General features: G+C 69.1%; 16 protein-coding genes. 10 read left to right on the top strand and 6 right to left on the bottom strand.

Annotated features, from left to right (window positions below):
- Positions 1-65 precede the first annotated feature (65 nt).
- Positions 66-722, bottom strand: coding sequence for a maleylpyruvate isomerase N-terminal domain-containing protein (locus tag NF4_RS17315; RefSeq protein ID WP_063128369.1), 657 nt, complete (start codon positions 720-722; stop codon positions 66-68).
- A 223-nt stretch (positions 723-945) separates the two neighbouring features.
- On the opposite strand from NF4_RS17315, the gene NF4_RS17310 reads away from it, so the two are divergent.
- The gene (locus NF4_RS17310) at positions 946-1482 is read left to right on the top strand and encodes a potassium channel family protein (protein ID WP_063128379.1); all 537 of its coding nucleotides are present in this window, start codon (positions 946-948) and stop codon (positions 1480-1482) included.
- A 9-nt stretch (positions 1483-1491) separates the two neighbouring features.
- Positions 1492-2358, top strand: a complete 867-nt coding sequence (locus NF4_RS17305; RefSeq protein ID WP_063128368.1) for an Fpg/Nei family DNA glycosylase — start codon at positions 1492-1494, stop codon at positions 2356-2358.
- A gap of 25 nt (positions 2359-2383) precedes the next feature.
- Here NF4_RS17305 and NF4_RS17300 read toward each other — a convergent pair whose 3' ends face one another.
- Entirely contained in the window at positions 2384-4114 is a 1731-nt protein-coding gene (locus tag NF4_RS17300; protein WP_063814617.1) for a carboxylesterase/lipase family protein, read from the bottom strand.
- Positions 4111-5604, bottom strand: coding sequence for a dihydrolipoyl dehydrogenase family protein (locus NF4_RS17295; protein WP_063128367.1), 1494 nt, complete (start codon positions 5602-5604; stop codon positions 4111-4113). Before NF4_RS17295 ends, NF4_RS17300 begins: the two co-directional genes overlap by 4 nt.
- Before the next feature lie 198 nt (positions 5605-5802).
- Here NF4_RS17295 and NF4_RS17290 point away from each other — a divergent pair, with 198 nt between their 5' ends.
- A complete protein-coding gene (locus NF4_RS17290) occupies positions 5803-6804 on the top strand; it encodes an RNA-guided endonuclease InsQ/TnpB family protein (protein WP_063128366.1) in 1002 nt (333 codons plus the stop codon).
- A 58-nt stretch (positions 6805-6862) separates the two neighbouring features.
- Here the strand turns inward: NF4_RS17290 and NF4_RS17285 are convergent, their stop codons facing one another.
- Together NF4_RS17285 and cobF are read right to left on the bottom strand one after the other, a co-directional pair.
- Positions 6863-7108, bottom strand: a complete 246-nt coding sequence (locus tag NF4_RS17285; RefSeq protein WP_063128378.1) for a DUF2630 family protein — start codon at positions 7106-7108, stop codon at positions 6863-6865.
- Positions 7109-7144: 36 nt separating this feature from the next.
- Positions 7145-7885 carry a precorrin-6A synthase (deacetylating) gene (gene cobF, locus NF4_RS17280; protein WP_063128365.1) on the bottom strand — a complete coding sequence of 247 codons (741 nt, stop codon included), beginning with the start codon at positions 7883-7885 and terminating at the stop codon, positions 7145-7147.
- 90 nt (positions 7886-7975) lie between these two features.
- Between cobF and NF4_RS17275 the strand changes: the two genes are divergently transcribed.
- The 7 genes from NF4_RS17275 (at position 7976) to NF4_RS17245 (ending at position 13516) form a co-directional block, all read left to right on the top strand.
- Positions 7976-8815, top strand: coding sequence for a thymidylate synthase (locus tag NF4_RS17275; RefSeq protein ID WP_063128364.1), 840 nt, complete (start codon positions 7976-7978; stop codon positions 8813-8815).
- Entirely contained in the window at positions 8812-9318 is a 507-nt protein-coding gene (locus NF4_RS17270; RefSeq protein WP_269749637.1) for a dihydrofolate reductase, read from the top strand. The genes NF4_RS17275 and NF4_RS17270 overlap by 4 nt, the downstream gene beginning before the upstream one ends.
- A 142-nt stretch (positions 9319-9460) precedes the next feature.
- A complete protein-coding gene (locus tag NF4_RS17265) occupies positions 9461-9787 on the top strand; it encodes a cupin domain-containing protein (RefSeq protein ID WP_063128363.1) in 327 nt (108 codons plus the stop codon).
- A gap of 51 nt (positions 9788-9838) precedes the next feature.
- Positions 9839-10867 (top strand): Dyp-type peroxidase, encoded by a 1029-nt coding sequence (locus tag NF4_RS17260; protein WP_063128362.1) that lies wholly within the window; start codon positions 9839-9841, stop codon positions 10865-10867.
- Entirely contained in the window at positions 10864-11661 is a 798-nt protein-coding gene (locus NF4_RS17255) for a family 1 encapsulin nanocompartment shell protein (RefSeq protein WP_063128361.1), read from the top strand. Before NF4_RS17260 ends, NF4_RS17255 begins: the two co-directional genes overlap by 4 nt.
- A gap of 85 nt (positions 11662-11746) precedes the next feature.
- Positions 11747-12277, top strand: coding sequence for a hypothetical protein (locus NF4_RS17250; RefSeq protein ID WP_063128376.1), 531 nt, complete (start codon positions 11747-11749; stop codon positions 12275-12277).
- A gap of 99 nt (positions 12278-12376) precedes the next feature.
- Positions 12377-13516, top strand: coding sequence for a lipase family protein (locus NF4_RS17245; protein WP_084533193.1), 1140 nt, complete (start codon positions 12377-12379; stop codon positions 13514-13516).
- Between the two features lie 6 nt (positions 13517-13522).
- Here NF4_RS17245 and NF4_RS17240 read toward each other — a convergent pair whose 3' ends face one another.
- The gene (locus tag NF4_RS17240) at positions 13523-15142 is read right to left on the bottom strand and encodes an acyl-CoA dehydrogenase family protein (protein WP_063128360.1); all 1620 of its coding nucleotides are present in this window, start codon (positions 15140-15142) and stop codon (positions 13523-13525) included.
- Positions 15143-15217: the final 75 nt, after the last annotated feature.

Genomic DNA, 15217 nt, shown 5'->3' with positions numbered 1-15217 from the left:
GGCGGCCTCCTGTACGGGGGTGGCCGACCGCGCCGCGGTCGGGTGGTGCACCCGGCCGGTCTCTCTCAACCGAGGATCAGCGGAAGCTCGGCGGCCAATTCTCCCAGCGCTACCTGTTCCTCCGCGGTCGCGGCGCGGCGTCCGGTGCCGACCAACAGGGCGTCCCGGTCCGAGAACGTCGCGGGGAATGCGGCTCCGGTGATGCTTTCCAGCAGCTCCCGCGAACGGGTGACGCATTCTTCGGGCGGCTCCTCGGCATGGGGGAGGTAGGCGATCAGGTCCAGATGGTGCAGCGTCCATTCCAGGACGTAGGCGGCCAGATAGTCACCGGCGGTGAGGACCTCGTCGCGGGTGCTCACCCGCTGCCCGGGGTCGGCGAGTACGGCGGCGCGTCCGGCGGCCGAGCCCACATCGTCGAGGTGGAGTTCGAGCAGGCGCGGCTCGCCGTAGGCGGCGGCCAGCCGGACGGTCAGGGCGTCGAGTGGATCGTCCCCGGTCGGCGGGGTCTCGGCGATATCCCAGTACGTCACCGCGTCGCGCGTGGGTTCTTTGTCGGTGGGGGTCACCAGGGTGATCAGCACATCCTGGGCATCGATGATCAGATGGCAGACCAGATCCCGGACGAGCCAGCCGGTACATCCCGACGGCCGGCCGAAATCCTCGTCCGCGAGTCCGGCGACCGCCGCGCGCAACGCTGTCCACGAGCATGAGAAGTGATCCACCGCCGCAAGCTAGCAGCGCCGGCCCCCTGCCGTGGCGGTTTCCCGGTCGGGACGAGGCCGGGCACGATGTCGGGCGAGTCCGCGGTTACCGACGAGCCGGGTCGCTCGGCGTCGCGGGTCGCGCTCAGGGGCGGGTGGCTTCGGCGGAGTCGTGCGAGCGGAATCGGTGCGCGGCTCGGCGTGCCCGGCCGCCGAGCCGGCCGCGGGGGCAGATCATGACCGCATGGGTTCTCGACGTATCGGCGGCCGCGCGCATCTGTGGCGGAACGCGGGCACGGTGCTGTCCGCGCTGCTGTTCTACTACTTCGTGCCGGTCGGACTGGAACTTCCCGGCTTCTGGCCCACGAGGGTGATCACGTTGGTGGCATTCGTCGCCGGGGTGGGCGGGCTGTGCTGGCTCGCCTATCGCCGGATAGGCCAGTTCCTGGCCGCGAGCCACGATACGGGTCACCGTGTCGACGGGTTGCTGTTCCTGATCTCCCTGGTCGTGGTGTTCTTCGCGCTGTTCTACTACACCCTCGAGCTCCGTCAGCCCGGACAGTTCGCCGAGCTGCGCACCCGTAACGACGCGCTCTACTACACCGTCGCGACCCTGGGCACGGTCGGTTTCGGTGATGTGCACCCGGTCGGGCAGGCCGCCCGGATAGCGACCACGGTGCAGATGGCCTTCGACCTGGTGGTGATCGGCACGCTGCTGGCCGTGACCACGACCGGGATCACCCGGCGTTTGGACCGCACGGATGTCGGTGGCCCCCGGTAGCCTGAGGCCGTGCCCGAACTACCGGAAGTGGAGGCGCTGGCGCAGTTCCTGCGGGAGCACGCGGTCGGCGCGGTGGTGGGGCGGATCGATATCGCGGCGCTGAGCGCGATCAAAACCTTCGATCCGCCGGTGACGGCGCTGTCGGGTCGGGATGTGACCGGCGCCGGGCGGTGGGGGAAGTTCCTCGGGATGGACTGCGGGGGTCTGTGGCTGATCACCCATCTGTCCCGGGCGGGCTGGTTGCGCTGGACCGACAACCCGAGCGTGAGCCCGCCGAAGCCGGGTCGCGGTCCGCTCGCGTTGCGGGTGCACTTCTTCACACCCGAGGGCGCCACCCCGGCCTTCGACCTCACCGAGGCGGGCACCAAGAAGCGCCTCGCGGTCTATATCGTGAGCGACCCGGCCCAGGTTCCGGGGATCGCCCGGCTCGGGCCCGACGCGCTCGCGGTCACCGAGCCGCAGTTCGCCGAGCTGCTGGCCGCCGCGCCGGGGCGTATCAAGAATGTGCTGGTCGATCAGACCGTGCTCGCGGGTATCGGCAACGCCTATTCCGACGAGATCCTGCACACCGCCAAGATCTCGCCGTTCGCCACGGCCAGGACACTGCCGGCGGCGAAGGTCACCGATCTGTACACAGCGCTGCGCACGGTGCTGGCCGATGCCGTGGCTCGGTCGGTCGGGCAGGACGCCGCCCGGCTCAAGGGTGAGAAGCGTTCGGGTATGCGGGTACACGCCCGCACCGGGCTGCCCTGTCCGGTGTGCGGTGACACGGTCCGCGAGGTCGCGTTCACCGACCGGTCGTTCCAGTACTGCCCCACCTGCCAGACCGGTGGCAAGATCCTGGCCGACCGCCGGATGTCACGCCTGCTCAAATAGTACGCACCGCGGAACGGATGGCGGTTCAGCCGGCTTGCTGCGAATCGGGTTCTTCGCTGTCCGGGGCGGGATCGTCCGCGCTGTCGGAAAGTTCTTCCGCGACGTTCACTGCCGCACCGATGGCGGTCGCGGCGATCGGGTGTTCGGCGGCGACCGTGTCGAGCAACGTCCCCTCGCCTTCGGGCTCGGCCTCGGCGGCTGTTCCCGCGTCGTCGGCCGGGAAAGCCGGCCCACCGGCCCCGGCCGGAAGCAGGTGCGGTGCGCGGACGCCCGCCCACAGTTTGCGCTGGGCGCTGTCCGGGTCGTTGTCCACCCGGCCCGGCGCGTCGATGATGAGCGTGCTGCGTTCCTGTTCGGTGTAGCGCGGCCAGGACGGCAGCGGTTCGCCGGTGCGGGCGAAATGCAGCCAGTTGTTCTGGACCTGGCGGGTCACCGCGAGCAGACCGCGACGGCTACCGCCGGCGGTGAGGGCCCGGCTCCACGGTTCGTAGACCGTGCCGAAGGTTGCCAGCAGATCGGTCGCGTGCGTGGCGCCCAGTTTGTTGAGCTGCAGCAGCCGGGGTGCGAAATCGTAGCGATAGGCGTAGGTGGGGGAGTGGCGGCTGTGTCCCTCCGCCACCGCCACCGAGGGCCGCCAGAAGAAGTAGTCGCCGCCCGCGCGGATCGCGGCCTGCTCGGCCGGGAAGCCCGGATAGGTGGAGAAAACCCGGGGGTAGAGGTCGGGGCCGGCGGCCGAGAGTGCCTTCTTGAGCCGTTCCGGGCGGGTGGGCAGCGTATCGGTGAAGCGGTTGAACAGGGCGCCCTCGTTCCGGCAGGTGCCGATGATCAGCGGAACCCGGTGGGTGTGGCCCTCGGTGAAGGCGTCGATCGGAGTGCGCGGCAGCAACTCGCCGCCGGCTACCGGCGCGGCCGGGAAGAATCCCGGGAACTCCGTCATGACCGCATTCGACGCCCGGTTGAACGCGCGGCGGATATCGTGCGGATCGGCCGTGCGCAACGCGTGATTCGCGTCCTCGGGGGCGACGCCGAGCCGGTCGAGGATGCGGCGGGCGAACTCCCGCGATTCGGCGACCGTCAACCCCCAGTCCGCCGGGGGGCTCTGCGCGATACCGCGGTGGAACAGGCCCTCCGCCGAGGGTGTCGCCAGCAGGCTCAATACCGCGTGCGCGCCGGCGGACTCGCCGAAGATCGTCACATTGTCCGGGTCACCGCCGAATGCGGCGATATTGGCCCGGACCCAGCGCAGGGCCGCGATCTGATCACGCAGACCGAGATTGGAGTCGTAGGGGCTGTCCGGTGTGGAGAACTCGCTGAAGTCGGCGTATCCGAACGCGCCGAGCCGATAGTTGATCGACACCATGAGCACATCCCCGTCGGCCGCCAGCTGGACACCGGAGTAGAGGCGCAGCGCCGAAGTGCCGAAGAGGTAGCCGCCGCCGTGGATGAATACCATCACCGGACGCGGTCGCACCGAGGCGGTGGCGGGAGCCACGACATTCAGTGTCAGCGAATCCTCGCTCATCTCCTGCAGCTTGCGCGGACCCAGACGTACACCGAAGGTCGGCTGGATCCCGGCCGCGCGGAAATAGGTCGCGTCGCGTACATCGGTCCACGGCTGCACCGGCTGAGGCGAACGGAACCGCAGGTCACCGACGGGTGGCGCGGCGTACGGCAGCGACCGCCAGTACATCACGCGCCGGTCGCGGCGTCCGCGGACCACACCGTCCGTGGTCGTGATCTGTTCGGTTGCGCTCATCTACCCGATGGTAACGACGACCTATCGGTCTCCAACAGTCGTAACCAGAATTCGCTGATCGCGGGAAAAGCGGGCACCGCGTGCCACAGGGCGTCCAGTGGGACGCGCCCGGCGACCGCGATGGTCGCGGCGTGCAACTGTTCGCCGACATCGGGGCCCACGAAAGTGGCACCGAGCAGGGTGTCGGTGGTGTTGTCGATCACCAGCGCGGCACGGCCGGTGTAGTCGTCGCGGGCGAGCGCCGAACCCGCGACCGCGATATCCAGTTCCACGGTGCGGATCTCGTGGCCGGCTTTCCGGGCGGCGTCGGCGGTGAGCCCGACGGCGGCGACCTCGGGGTCGGTGAACACCACCTGCGGTACCGCGTGGTGGTCGGCGGCGGCCCGATAGCGCGGGCCGGTCAGCGACCGGCCCGCGGCGCGTGCGGAGATGACGTCCCCGCACACCCGGCCCTGGTACTTGCCCATATGAGTGAGTGCGGCGCGGTGGTTGATATCGCCGACCGCGTACAGCCAAGCCCCGGGTACGCCGGACACCGTCAGCTGATCGTCGACCTCGACGTACCCGCCGGGCAGGCCCACTGTGTCCAGGCCGATCCCGTCGGTGTTGGGCACCCGCCCCGCCGCCACCACGATCTCGTCGGCGACGAGGGTGGTCTCCCCGTCCGGACCCTGTGCGTGCACCGTGACGGCGCCGCCGTGTATCCGGCCCTCGCCGTGGTCGACGGCCGCCGGGCGCGTCACCCGCAGCGGCCGGGTCCCGAACCGGATCTGCACCCCCTGCGCGGTGAGCGCGGACGCGACGTACTCCCCGGCGAACGGTTCCACACCCGTGAGCAGCCGGTCCCCGCGGACCAGTACGGTGACCTCCGCGCCGAGCGCCGAGAGCCAGGTGGTGGCCTCGCAGGCCACCACACCGCCGCCGATCACGATCACTCGTTTCGGGATCTCGCGCAGGTTGGTGGCGTCACGGGAGGTCCAGGGCAGGGCCTCGCGGAGGCCGGGGACGTCGGGGACGGCCGCGTGGGTCCCGGTGGCCAGCACCACTGCCGAGCGGGCGCGCAGTACCCGGTCGCCGACCCGTACCCGGCGTTCCCCGTCGAGCCGGCCGGCGCCGCGGATCACCTCGATACCCTGCTGGGCCGCCCACTCGACCTGACTCGAATCGTCGTGGTCGCCGTTGTGGGCGTGCACGAATTCGTCGCGCCGGCGCAGCACTTCGGCGGTATCGGGACCTGCTGCCTCGATCCCGGGCAGTCCCAGCGCGGCGGCCAGCACGTGGCCCGGTCGCAGCAACGCCTTACTCGGGATACAGGCCCAGTACGAGCATTCGCCACCGACCTTCTCCGGTTCGACGATCGCCGCGGTCCGGTCGCTGCCGGCGATGGCATAGGCGGCCGCGTTCTCACCGGCCGGACCACCGCCGAGGACGATGACATCGTATTCGGCGACCCCACTGTCCCCGGTGGCGTCGCTGTCGCTGTCGGGCATCAGGGCTCCTTAGAGGGTGTCTGGGATCTCGGATTGCCGGGTCCGGGTCAGTGGGCTGGGCGTGGGGTGCGTGTGCGCTGTCGGAGGGTTCGGTACTCGTGTTGTCGTGCGGTTCTGTTCGCGGTTTGGACCGGCTTGCCGGTGTCATTGCCGCATATCCCGCGAAGTTGTCGGTGGCCTGTGTGATAGTCGCCGGCGATGAGTAGGCACACCGCGTTCCGGTACTGCCTCGACCCCACCGTCGAGCAGCGGACCGTGCTGGCCCGGCATGCGGGCGCGGCCCGGTTCGCCTACAACCAGTGCCTGGCGATGGTGAAAACCGCGCTCACCCAGCGGCGGACCGACCCCGAGCACCCGGTCCCGTGGACCCGGTTCGACCTGATCAACGCCTTCAACACCTGGAAGAAATCCGAAGCAGCCGGCCGGGTATTCATCGTCGACCCCACCGGGGTCACCACGGTCGAGGTCACCGGGCTGGTATGGCGTGACCAGGTGTGTCAGCAGGTGTTCGAGGAAGCCGCCACCAGCGAGGGTCGTGAAGTGGCGCGGGTCGATGATCCACCGAAACCCCTGGCTCGGGGGCTGGCGCGGCAGCGGTGGCTGGCGAAGGCCCTGTCGAGGAAGGAGAAGGGCTCCCACAACCGGCGAGAAGCCGCCACGCGGCTGGCTCGCCATCATCATCGTGTGGCGAATGTGCGTCGTCATTTCCTGCATCAGGTCACCAACGAGCTGGTCAAAACCCACGACCGGCTCGTTGTCGAGGACCTGCATGTGGCCGGGATGCTGCGCAACCCCCGGCTGGCGCGGGCGATCGCCGATGCCGGCTGGGCCGATTTCGGACGGCTGCTGGACTACAAGCAGCGGTGGCGGAGCGGCACCGTGGTCACCGCCGATCGGTGGTACCCGTCGAGTAAACGGTGTCCGACCTGCGGCACCCTCAACCCCGCCCTGACATTGTCGGACCGGGTGTTCGGCTGCGGGTGCGGATATCACGCCGACCGCGACCTCAACGCCGCCGTCAACCTCGCTGCCTGGCCGACACTCCACAGGCAAGACCCACCACAATCCCCGGACCTCCGAGCAGGGGGCCGGGTTACCAATGCCCGCCGACGGGAAGGCGCTGACCGGCACCTGATGGGTGCCGGTGCAACCGGCCCGGACGACGCGGGAACCAAGGCTCGTACCCCGGTCGGGGTATGAGCCGAGTACGCCCGAGAAGGGCGGTGCCCGATAACCCATCGAGTTGTCAGACACGCTGTTACTGTAAGTAGCCCTCGACCTGTCCCGCCGACCGTGGCTGGGCCTCGTCCGGTGGCTCGTTGCGATCGATCCGGGCCCGCCGCTGCCGCAGCAGATCCCAGCACTGATCGAGCATGACCTCCAGTTCGGCCAGTCGCCGCCGCTCCACGTCGGGATCGAGTTCCCCCCGCGAGGCCCGGGACCGCAGGTCGTGCTCGTGGTCGACGAGATCCTTGATACGCCCGAGTATGTCCTGTTCGGTCATGCCGACCATGCTACGACCCCGGTGTCGATCACCTGGTCATTCGGCCGGGCGCAACAGATAGATGTCCATGATCCAGCCCTTGCGTTCGCGCAACTGCGTCCGCCGCCGCACGATGTCGCCGGCGACCGCCCCGACCCGGCCGGCGATCAGGGCTTCGTCGGGCATCCCCAGATAGGCACCCCACCAGATGAACGTGTCGTCGGGGACGGTGGTGAAAGCGCAGTCGGCATCGAGCATGACCACCGTCGACCCGGCGCCCAGCCCTTCCTCGCGTAAGCGGCGCCCGGTGGTGATGTGTACCGGTTCGCCGATCCGGTGCAGCACAGTCCGGTGCCGGGCCGCGAGGGCGTGCACACTGGTGACCCCCGGGATCACGGTGTAGTCGAAGTCCAGCGCGCCCCGGGCCAGCACCCGTTCCACCATGCGCAGGGTCGAGTCGTAGAGCGCGGGATCACCCCAGACCAGGATCGCGCCGACCCCCTCGTGCGCCGCGAACGCCTCCTCCAGCAGCAGCGAACGCCGTTCGTGCCAGTCCAGCACCGTGCCGCGGTAGTCCGCGGGATCCCGGTCTCGGGGCGGATCGGGGATCTCCACGATCCGGTAGGGGCGGTCGGCGTGTTCGGCGAGGATCGCGGTGCGCACCGCCACGAGTTCTTGTTTCTCGACGCCCTTGCCGATCACGAAGTAGACGTCGACCTCCCGGAGGGCCTTGACCGCCTGCATCGTCACCTGGTCGGGGTCGCCGGCACCGATACCGATCACATACAGCGTGCGCATGGGGTCAGCTTGGCAGGTCGGGGACCGGGCGGGCCGCCGGGTGGCCGGAGCAGGCGGTCGCTCGAATCGATAGGGAAGTATGCTCGGCCCGTGGTCAGCGCAGCGAACAGTCAGGTCCCGGACCCGCGACACGCTCCGGACACCCAATACGAAGATCTGCTCCGGCTCGTCCTGGAGACGGGGACCGCCAAGTCGGATCGCACCGGAACCGGCACCCGCAGCGTGTTCGGACATCAGCTGCGGTACGACCTGTCCGCCGGGTTTCCCCTGATCACCACCAAGAAGGTGCATCTCAAATCGATCGTGTACGAACTGCTGTGGTTCCTGCGCGGCGACTCCAATGTGCGGTGGCTCCAGGAGCACGGGGTCAGTATCTGGGACGAATGGGCCGATGCCGAGGGCGAGCTCGGTCCGGTGTACGGGGTGCAGTGGCGGTCCTGGCCGGCCCCCGACGGCCGCCATATCGATCAGATCGCCCAGGTGCTGCACACACTGCGCACCGACCCCGATTCCCGGCGGATGCTCGTCTCGGCCTGGAATGTGGCCGAGTTGGACCGGATGGCGCTGGCGCCGTGCCATGCGCTGTTCCAGTTCTATGTCGCCGAGGGCCGGTTGTCCTGCCAGCTGTACCAGCGCAGCGCCGACCTCTTCCTCGGTGTGCCGTTCAATATCGCGAGCTACGCGCTGCTCACCGTGATGGTCGCCCAGCAGGCCGGGCTCGCGCCCGGTGATTTCATCTGGACCGGCGGTGACTGCCATATCTACGACAACCACCACGAACAGGTGACCGAGCAGCTGGCCCGCACGCCGTACCCGTTTCCGGTGCTCGAACTCGAACCCGCCGCCTCGCTGTTCGACTACCGGTACGAGGACGTGCGGGTACACGACTACCGGCACCATCCGGGGATCAAAGCGCCGGTGGCGGTGTGACCGCGACCGACTCCGCCCGCGTGATCGGCCTGATCTGGGCGCAGACCCCCGACGGGGTGATCGGGGTGGACAACACCATTCCGTGGCGGGTCCCCGAGGATATGGCTCGGTTCAAGGAGACGACTGCCGGTCATCCGGTGGTCATGGGCCGTCGCACCTGGGATTCGCTGCCCGCCCGGTTCCGGCCGCTGCCGGGCCGGCGCAATATCGTCGTGACACGGCAGCCCGGCTGGTCCGCGGACGGAGCGGAAGCGGCCGCGTCGGTCGAGGCCGCGCTGGCACTCGCGGCGCCCGCGACGACGTGGGTGATCGGCGGCGGCGAGATCTACCGGTTGGCGCTTCCGTATGCCGGCGAACTGCTGATCACCGAGGTCGACACCGAGGTGGACGGTGACGCACACGCCCCGGCCCTGGGGCCGGAGTGGTCGTCGGCCGATCCGGCGACCTGGCTCGAATCCTCGAGTGGGCTGCGCTACCGGATCAGGCGTTTCACCCGCGACTGACCGCCGGCGCCCGCGCCCCGGCGGACGATACCGGCGCGAGCCTCGGAAAAACGCCGGAACGGTTGAGCCGGGTCGGGCATACTCGGCTGTACGTCCCGCGATCACAGCCCGGTCGTGGGTATGTGGAGGCGAAAGGCTGTCCATGGACAAGAAATCGCTGACAGCGGTGGCCCGGCAGCAACTCAAGCTGGCCGCGACCGTGACAAGTGGCCGCAGTTCGCAGACCATCTACGGCGGTCACGCGAATTCGCTACGCCAGACCGTGGTGGGGTTGTGCGCCGGTCAGAGCCTGGCCGAACACGACAACTACGGTGAGGCCACCCTGCTCGTCCTCTCCGGCACGCTCACGCTGCACAGTGGGGACAACGAGTGGAAGGGGTCGGCCGGGGATCTGCTGGTTGTACCGAAGGCCCGGCACAGTGTGCAGGCCATCGATGATGTGGCCTTTCTGCTGACAGTGGCCAAGTAGGCAGCCCCGGGTCACGCCTTTGCCGGTCCCGCGCCGGTAATGTGATCGGCTATGGGGCAGCCGCAGCCGATTCTCGAACCACTCACCCCGGCCGCGTATTTCCTGGTCGCCACCATCGGCCCCGGTGGTGAGGCGGCTGCCCGGGATCTGCTCGCCGAACTGCCCGGTCTGCGCCGGGCCATCGGATTCCGGTTGCCGGGCGCCGGGCTGGGCTGTATCACCGGGATCGGCTCCACCGCCTGGGATCGCTTGTTCGGTGGGCCCCGCCCGGCCGAACTGCACGAGTTCCCCGGGTACGAGGGGCCGCTGCACCGGGCTCCCGCCACGCCGGGCGATCTGCTCTTCCACATCCGCGGCCAGGTGCACGATGCCTGTTTCGAACTGGCCATGGCGATCGGCGACCGGTTGGCCGATATCGGCACGATCGTCGACGAGACGGTCGGCTTCCGCTATTTCGAACAACGTGACCTGCTCGGTTTCGTCGACGGCACCGAGAACCCGGAGGGCGGTCTGCCGGATACACCCGCCGGCCGGGCCGCGCTGATCAGCACCGGCGACCCGGATTTCACCGGCGGCAGCTATGTGATCGTGCAGAAGTACCTGCACGATCTGACCGCTTGGCGGGCGCTGCCGGTGCAGGAGCAGGAACGGGTGATCGGCCGCACCAAACTCGAGGATTTCGAACTCGATGACGAGGTGAAACCCCCGGACTCGCATATCGCGGTGAACCAGGTGATCGAGCCAGACGGCACCGAACGGCAGATCCTGCGCGCGAACATGCCGTTCGGCAGTGTCCGCGAGGGTGAGTTCGGCACCTATTTCGTCGGCTATTCGGCGACCCCCCGGACCACCGAGATCATGCTGGAGCGGATGTTCCTCGGGACCGACGAGGCCACCCACGATCGCATCCTGGATTTCTCCACCGCGGTCACCGGCACCCTCTTCTTCGTTCCGCCGCAGGATTTCTTCGACGATCTGCCCGACCCGCCGGAGGATGCCGCGGCGGCAGATCCGGGCCCGCCGCCGGCCGCCGACGGTTCTCTCGGTATCGGCACGTTGAAAAGGAGCAGCACCGTATGAACAACCTGCATCGCGAACTCGCGCCGATCACCGACGCGGCCTGGGCAGTTATCGAAGAGGAGGCCACGCGGACCTTCAAACGGCACAATGCCGGCCGCCGGGTGGTCGACCTGTCCGGTCCGCACGGTACGGACTATTCGGCCCGCGGGCTGGGTCATACGACGCCGGTCGCCGCCCCGCACGACGGTGTCCAGGCGCGGCAGCGGGTGGTGGCGCCGCTGGTCGAGTTGCGGGTGCCGTTCACACTCTCGCGCGAGGAACTCGACAATGTCGAGCGCGGCGCCCAGGACACGGACCTGGACCCGGTGAAGGACGCCGCCCGCAATATCGCCTTCGCCGAGGACCGGGCCGTCTTCGAAGGTTACGCGGCGGCCGGAATCACCGGTATCCGCGCCGCCTCGTCGAACCGGTCGATCGCACTGCCCGAGGATGTGTTCGGGGTACCCGAGGTGATCGCCCTGGCGGTGAGTCAGTTGCGGCTGGCCGGTGTCGACGGGCCGTATTCGGTGCTGCTGAGCGCCGACCTCTACACGAAGGTGAGCGAGACCTCCAACCACGGTCATCCGCTGCGCACCCATCTGGAACGCCTGGTTCCCGAGGGGGAGATCATCTGGGCGCCGGCCATCGACGGGGCGTTCGTGCTCACCACCCGTGGCGGCGACTTCGATCTCACCGTGGGCCAGGATCTGTCCATCGGCTATCTTGCCCACGACGCCGAAACGGTCCAGCTCTATTTCCAGCAGAGCCTGACCTTCCATGTGTACTCGGCGGAGGCCGCCGTCGCGCTGTTCTGAGCGGGTGACCAGCGTCGTCTCCAGGCGTCGGCGATCGTCCGGTACGGTGTGGCCAGCACCAGTTCGCGGGGTGAACGGAGTCGGTATGCAGAGGGTGCACGCTGGTGTCGTGCCCACCGGTCGGGTGCTGGGTTACAGCCTGGCCGGGGTCGCGGTGGTGGTGGCGGTGACCGTTCCCACAGTGCTGCTGTTCGGGCCCGCCCGAGTGTTCACCGGGATCGTCCTCGGCGCGATACTCGCTGTCGCCGCGTTGTTCGCGCTGTTCACCCGGGACACGGTGATCCTCACCGAGCAGGCGATCCATCGGCGGACGCCGTGGTCGGCGACCAGTATCGATTGGGAGCGCGTGGTGGCGGGGCGTTTCGGCCTCGACGAGGACGCGCGCTGGTCGCTCGCGCTGGATCTGACCGGAGGCGAGGAATTGCACAGCGAACTCGTGCTGCTGTCCATTCCGCCGGTCCGTGGGCCGGTCTCGGGAGCCTACGACCTGCGTAAGCGCGAACAGGTCAACGAGATACGTAATATGTTGCGCCACAAGAAAATCCCGATCACCGTGCTGCCCGATATCGCGGGCGCCCTGGAGCGGCACTGGCAGATCGCCCCACCGACTCGCTGAGTCCGGCCGGTGCCCTACGCGCGCCGTACCTCGCGGGCAGCTCCCCGACCGCTGCCACCCTGGACGAAATTCCGCCGCACGACAGAGGAGCACAGAGCAATGGTCCGCTATGCCCGAGCTTTCGCGGCAGTACTGACACTGGTGGCGGCGCTGGGTGCCGGACTGCCGGGAGTCGTCGCGCGGGCCGAGGCTGCCTGGTACCCGGGTCGGCTGCTCTCGGCCGAACCGCTCGGCCGGCCGTGGGCCGGGCTCGACGGTGTGCAGCGGATCGAATACGTGACCACCGGCCCCGGGGGTGAACTGGTTCCCGCGGCCGCCGTGGTGCGCATCCCCGAGGGACCGGCCCCGGCGGGGGGCCGCCGGGTGGTCGCCTGGGACCACGGCACCTCCGGGCTCGCGCAGGAATGCGGTCTCACCGGTTACGACGAGCTCGAGAAGGAAACCGGGCCGTCCGTGGCGCGCCTCAGCGACGCCGGATACGCCGTCGTCGCCCCCGACTACATCGGCCTGAGTCCCAATTCGCCGGGTCCCCATCCGTATCTGCAGACCACGAGCGAGGCCACCGCCACGATCGACGCGGTGCGCGCCGCCCGCTCGGCATACCCCGGACTGGCCCCGAGCTGGGCGGTGGCCGGGTGGTCACAGGGTGGACATGCCGCGCTCGGCACCGGCCGGCTCGCGCCCGAGTACGCCCCGGAACTCGACTTCCGCGGTACCGCCGCCCTTGCCCCGGTCAGCAATCTGGAGAGCATCTTCCTGCGTTCGCGCCCGGATCAGCCGGAGATTCCCGGGTACGTGGGCCGGTACGCGCCCATGGTGCTCGCCGGTATGGTCGGCGCCCGGCTGGGCCCCGAGGTCGGCGATTTCCTGACTCCGCGGGGCTCTCGGTTCATCGCCGGTCTCAGCACCAACTGCAATTCCCAGGCCTCGGCCATGCTGGACGCCACGGAGATCGGGTCCCTGGTATCGCGGCCCTTGAACGATCCGGATTTCGCGCCGGTGGTGCGCGACTACATGAGCGTGCCGATCAGCGGCTACCGGGATCCGATCCTGGTCGTACACGGCGTCTACGACGCCATCGTCCCGTTACCGCTGACCCTCGCGCTGGTCGGGCAGTTCGGCCTGAACGGCACGGAGCACGCGGTCCAGTTTCTCGAGGCCGGCCACGCGGACCTGACGGAGAAAGGCGGCCTCGACCGCACTCTCACCTTCCTCGACAAGGTGCTGCCGCCCGGCTGACCCCGTTCAGACGAACGCCCGCTCGATGATCGCCGTCGTATCCACGCCCGTGGGCAGCGTCCCGAACGCGGCACCCCAGTCCGCACCCAGCCGGGACGCGCAGAAGGCGTCCGCGACCGCGCGGTGGCCGTGCCGGACCAGCTGGGCGCCCTGCAGGACCAGGGCCATCAGCTCGACGATCCGGCGCGCCCGGTACTCGATATCGCTGCGATCGGCCAGTTCCTTGCCGACCCGGTCGATCGCGTGATCCAGATGCGGGTTCTCCCCGCGCGCCCGGGACACCTCGGCGAAGTACGCCTCCACGGTCTCGGGCTGGGCGCCCATCGCGCGCAGGGCATCGAGCGCGGCTACATTGCCCGATCCCTCCCAGATCGACATGAGCGGCGCCTCCCGGTACAGCCGCGGCATCCCGGATTCCTCGACGTAACCGTTTCCGCCGAAGCATTCGAGGGCCTCGGCGGCGTGCGTGGCCGCGCGTTTGCACACCCAGTACTTGGTCACCGCGAGCGCGATCCGGCGCAGCGCGGCTTCGCCGGAATCCGACGCGGCGCGATCGGTGGCCCCGGCCAGCCGCAGCATGACCGTGGTGGCGGCCTCGGATTCGAGCACCAGATCGGCCAGGACATTGCGCATCGCGGGCTGGTCGACCAGCGTGGCACCGAACGCCTTGCGATGGCGGGCGTGGTGCACCGCGCGTACGGCCGCCGTGCGCATCCCGACCGCGGAACCGATCACACAGTCGAGCCGGGTCATATTGACCATTTCGATGATGGTCTTCACCCCGGCGCCCTCCGCGCCGATCGGCCAGCCGATCGCGTTCTCGTACTCGATCTCCGAGGACGCGTTCGATTTGTTGCCCAGTTTGTCCTTGAGCCGTTGCAGCCGGATCGGGTTGCGGGAACCGTCGGGCAGCACCCGCGGCAGCAGGAAACACGACAGCCCGCCCGGCGCCTGCGCGAGGGTCAGGAACATATCCGACATCGGCGCCGAGGTGAACCATTTGTGCCCGACGAGCCGATACGTGCCGTCGGGTTGCGGGGTCGCGGTGGTGGTGTTGGCGCGCACATCGGACCCGCCCTGCTTCTCCGTCATGGACATACCGGCGATGAGCCCCGCCTTGGTGGACGGCTCGCGCAACCCGAAATCGTAGGTGCGGGCGGTGAGCAGCGGTTCGTACCGCGCCGCCAGCTCCGGGTTGTGCCGCAGTGCCGGAATCGCGGCGTAGGTCATCGAGACAGGACACATGTGCCCGGCGTCGGCGGCGCCCCAGACGTAGAACTTGGCGGCCCGCGCCACATGGGCGCCGGTCCGGTCGTCGGCCCACGGTGCGGCGTGCAGCCCGTGTTCGACCGCCACGGTCATCAGATCGTGCCAGTACGGATGGAATTCCACCTCGTCGACGCGGTGGCCGTAGCGGTCGTGGGTGTGCAGGACGGGCGGATACTCGTTGGCGAGCCGGCCCCACTCCTGAACCCGCTCGGTACCGGCGAGTGTGCCGAGTTCGCGCACCTCCGCCTCGGCCCACCCGGCGCCCTCCCGGTGCAGACCGGCCAGCAACGCCGGGTCCCGGGAGACCTCGAACGGTGTGATCGGCGGAACCTGGTTGAGAACCTCGTGCGTGAGCATCCATCGATTATGCGTCCCATGTCACACCGCGAGCCTTCCGGGGATCGGGACCGGTCGGTATCGATGGGTGGGTGA

This window comes from Nocardia fusca NBRC 14340, from assembly GCF_001618425.1.
GTDB classification, from domain to species: domain Bacteria; phylum Actinomycetota; class Actinomycetes; order Mycobacteriales; family Mycobacteriaceae; genus Nocardia; species Nocardia fusca.
This window is presented reverse-complemented; position numbering and strand designations above follow the sequence as displayed.

What these genes read in the sequence shown, in the direction of transcription:
- NF4_RS17265 (WP_063128363.1), top strand. Translation starts at nt 9,461, where the DNA reads ATGGACAAGAAATCGCTGACAGCGGTGGCCCGGCAGCAACTCAAGCTG.
- NF4_RS17290 (WP_063128366.1), top strand. Translation starts at nt 5,803, where the DNA reads ATGAGTAGGCACACCGCGTTCCGGTACTGCCTCGACCCCACCGTCGAG.
- NF4_RS17260 (WP_063128362.1), top strand. Translation starts at nt 9,839, where the DNA reads ATGGGGCAGCCGCAGCCGATTCTCGAACCACTCACCCCGGCCGCGTAT.
- NF4_RS17255 (WP_063128361.1), top strand. Translation starts at nt 10,864, where the DNA reads ATGAACAACCTGCATCGCGAACTCGCGCCGATCACCGACGCGGCCTGG.
- NF4_RS17245 (WP_084533193.1), top strand. Translation starts at nt 12,377, where the DNA reads ATGGTCCGCTATGCCCGAGCTTTCGCGGCAGTACTGACACTGGTGGCG.
- NF4_RS17250 (WP_063128376.1), top strand. Translation starts at nt 11,747, where the DNA reads ATGCAGAGGGTGCACGCTGGTGTCGTGCCCACCGGTCGGGTGCTGGGT.
- NF4_RS17285 (WP_063128378.1), bottom strand. Translation starts at nt 7,108, where the DNA reads ATGACCGAACAGGACATACTCGGGCGTATCAAGGATCTCGTCGACCAC.
- cobF (WP_063128365.1), bottom strand. Translation starts at nt 7,885, where the DNA reads ATGCGCACGCTGTATGTGATCGGTATCGGTGCCGGCGACCCCGACCAG.
- NF4_RS17240 (WP_063128360.1), bottom strand. Translation starts at nt 15,142, where the DNA reads ATGCTCACGCACGAGGTTCTCAACCAGGTTCCGCCGATCACACCGTTC.
- NF4_RS17310 (WP_063128379.1), top strand. Translation starts at nt 946, where the DNA reads ATGGGTTCTCGACGTATCGGCGGCCGCGCGCATCTGTGGCGGAACGCG.
- NF4_RS17300 (WP_063814617.1), bottom strand. Translation starts at nt 4,114, where the DNA reads ATGAGCGCAACCGAACAGATCACGACCACGGACGGTGTGGTCCGCGGA.
- NF4_RS17295 (WP_063128367.1), bottom strand. Translation starts at nt 5,604, where the DNA reads ATGCCCGACAGCGACAGCGACGCCACCGGGGACAGTGGGGTCGCCGAA.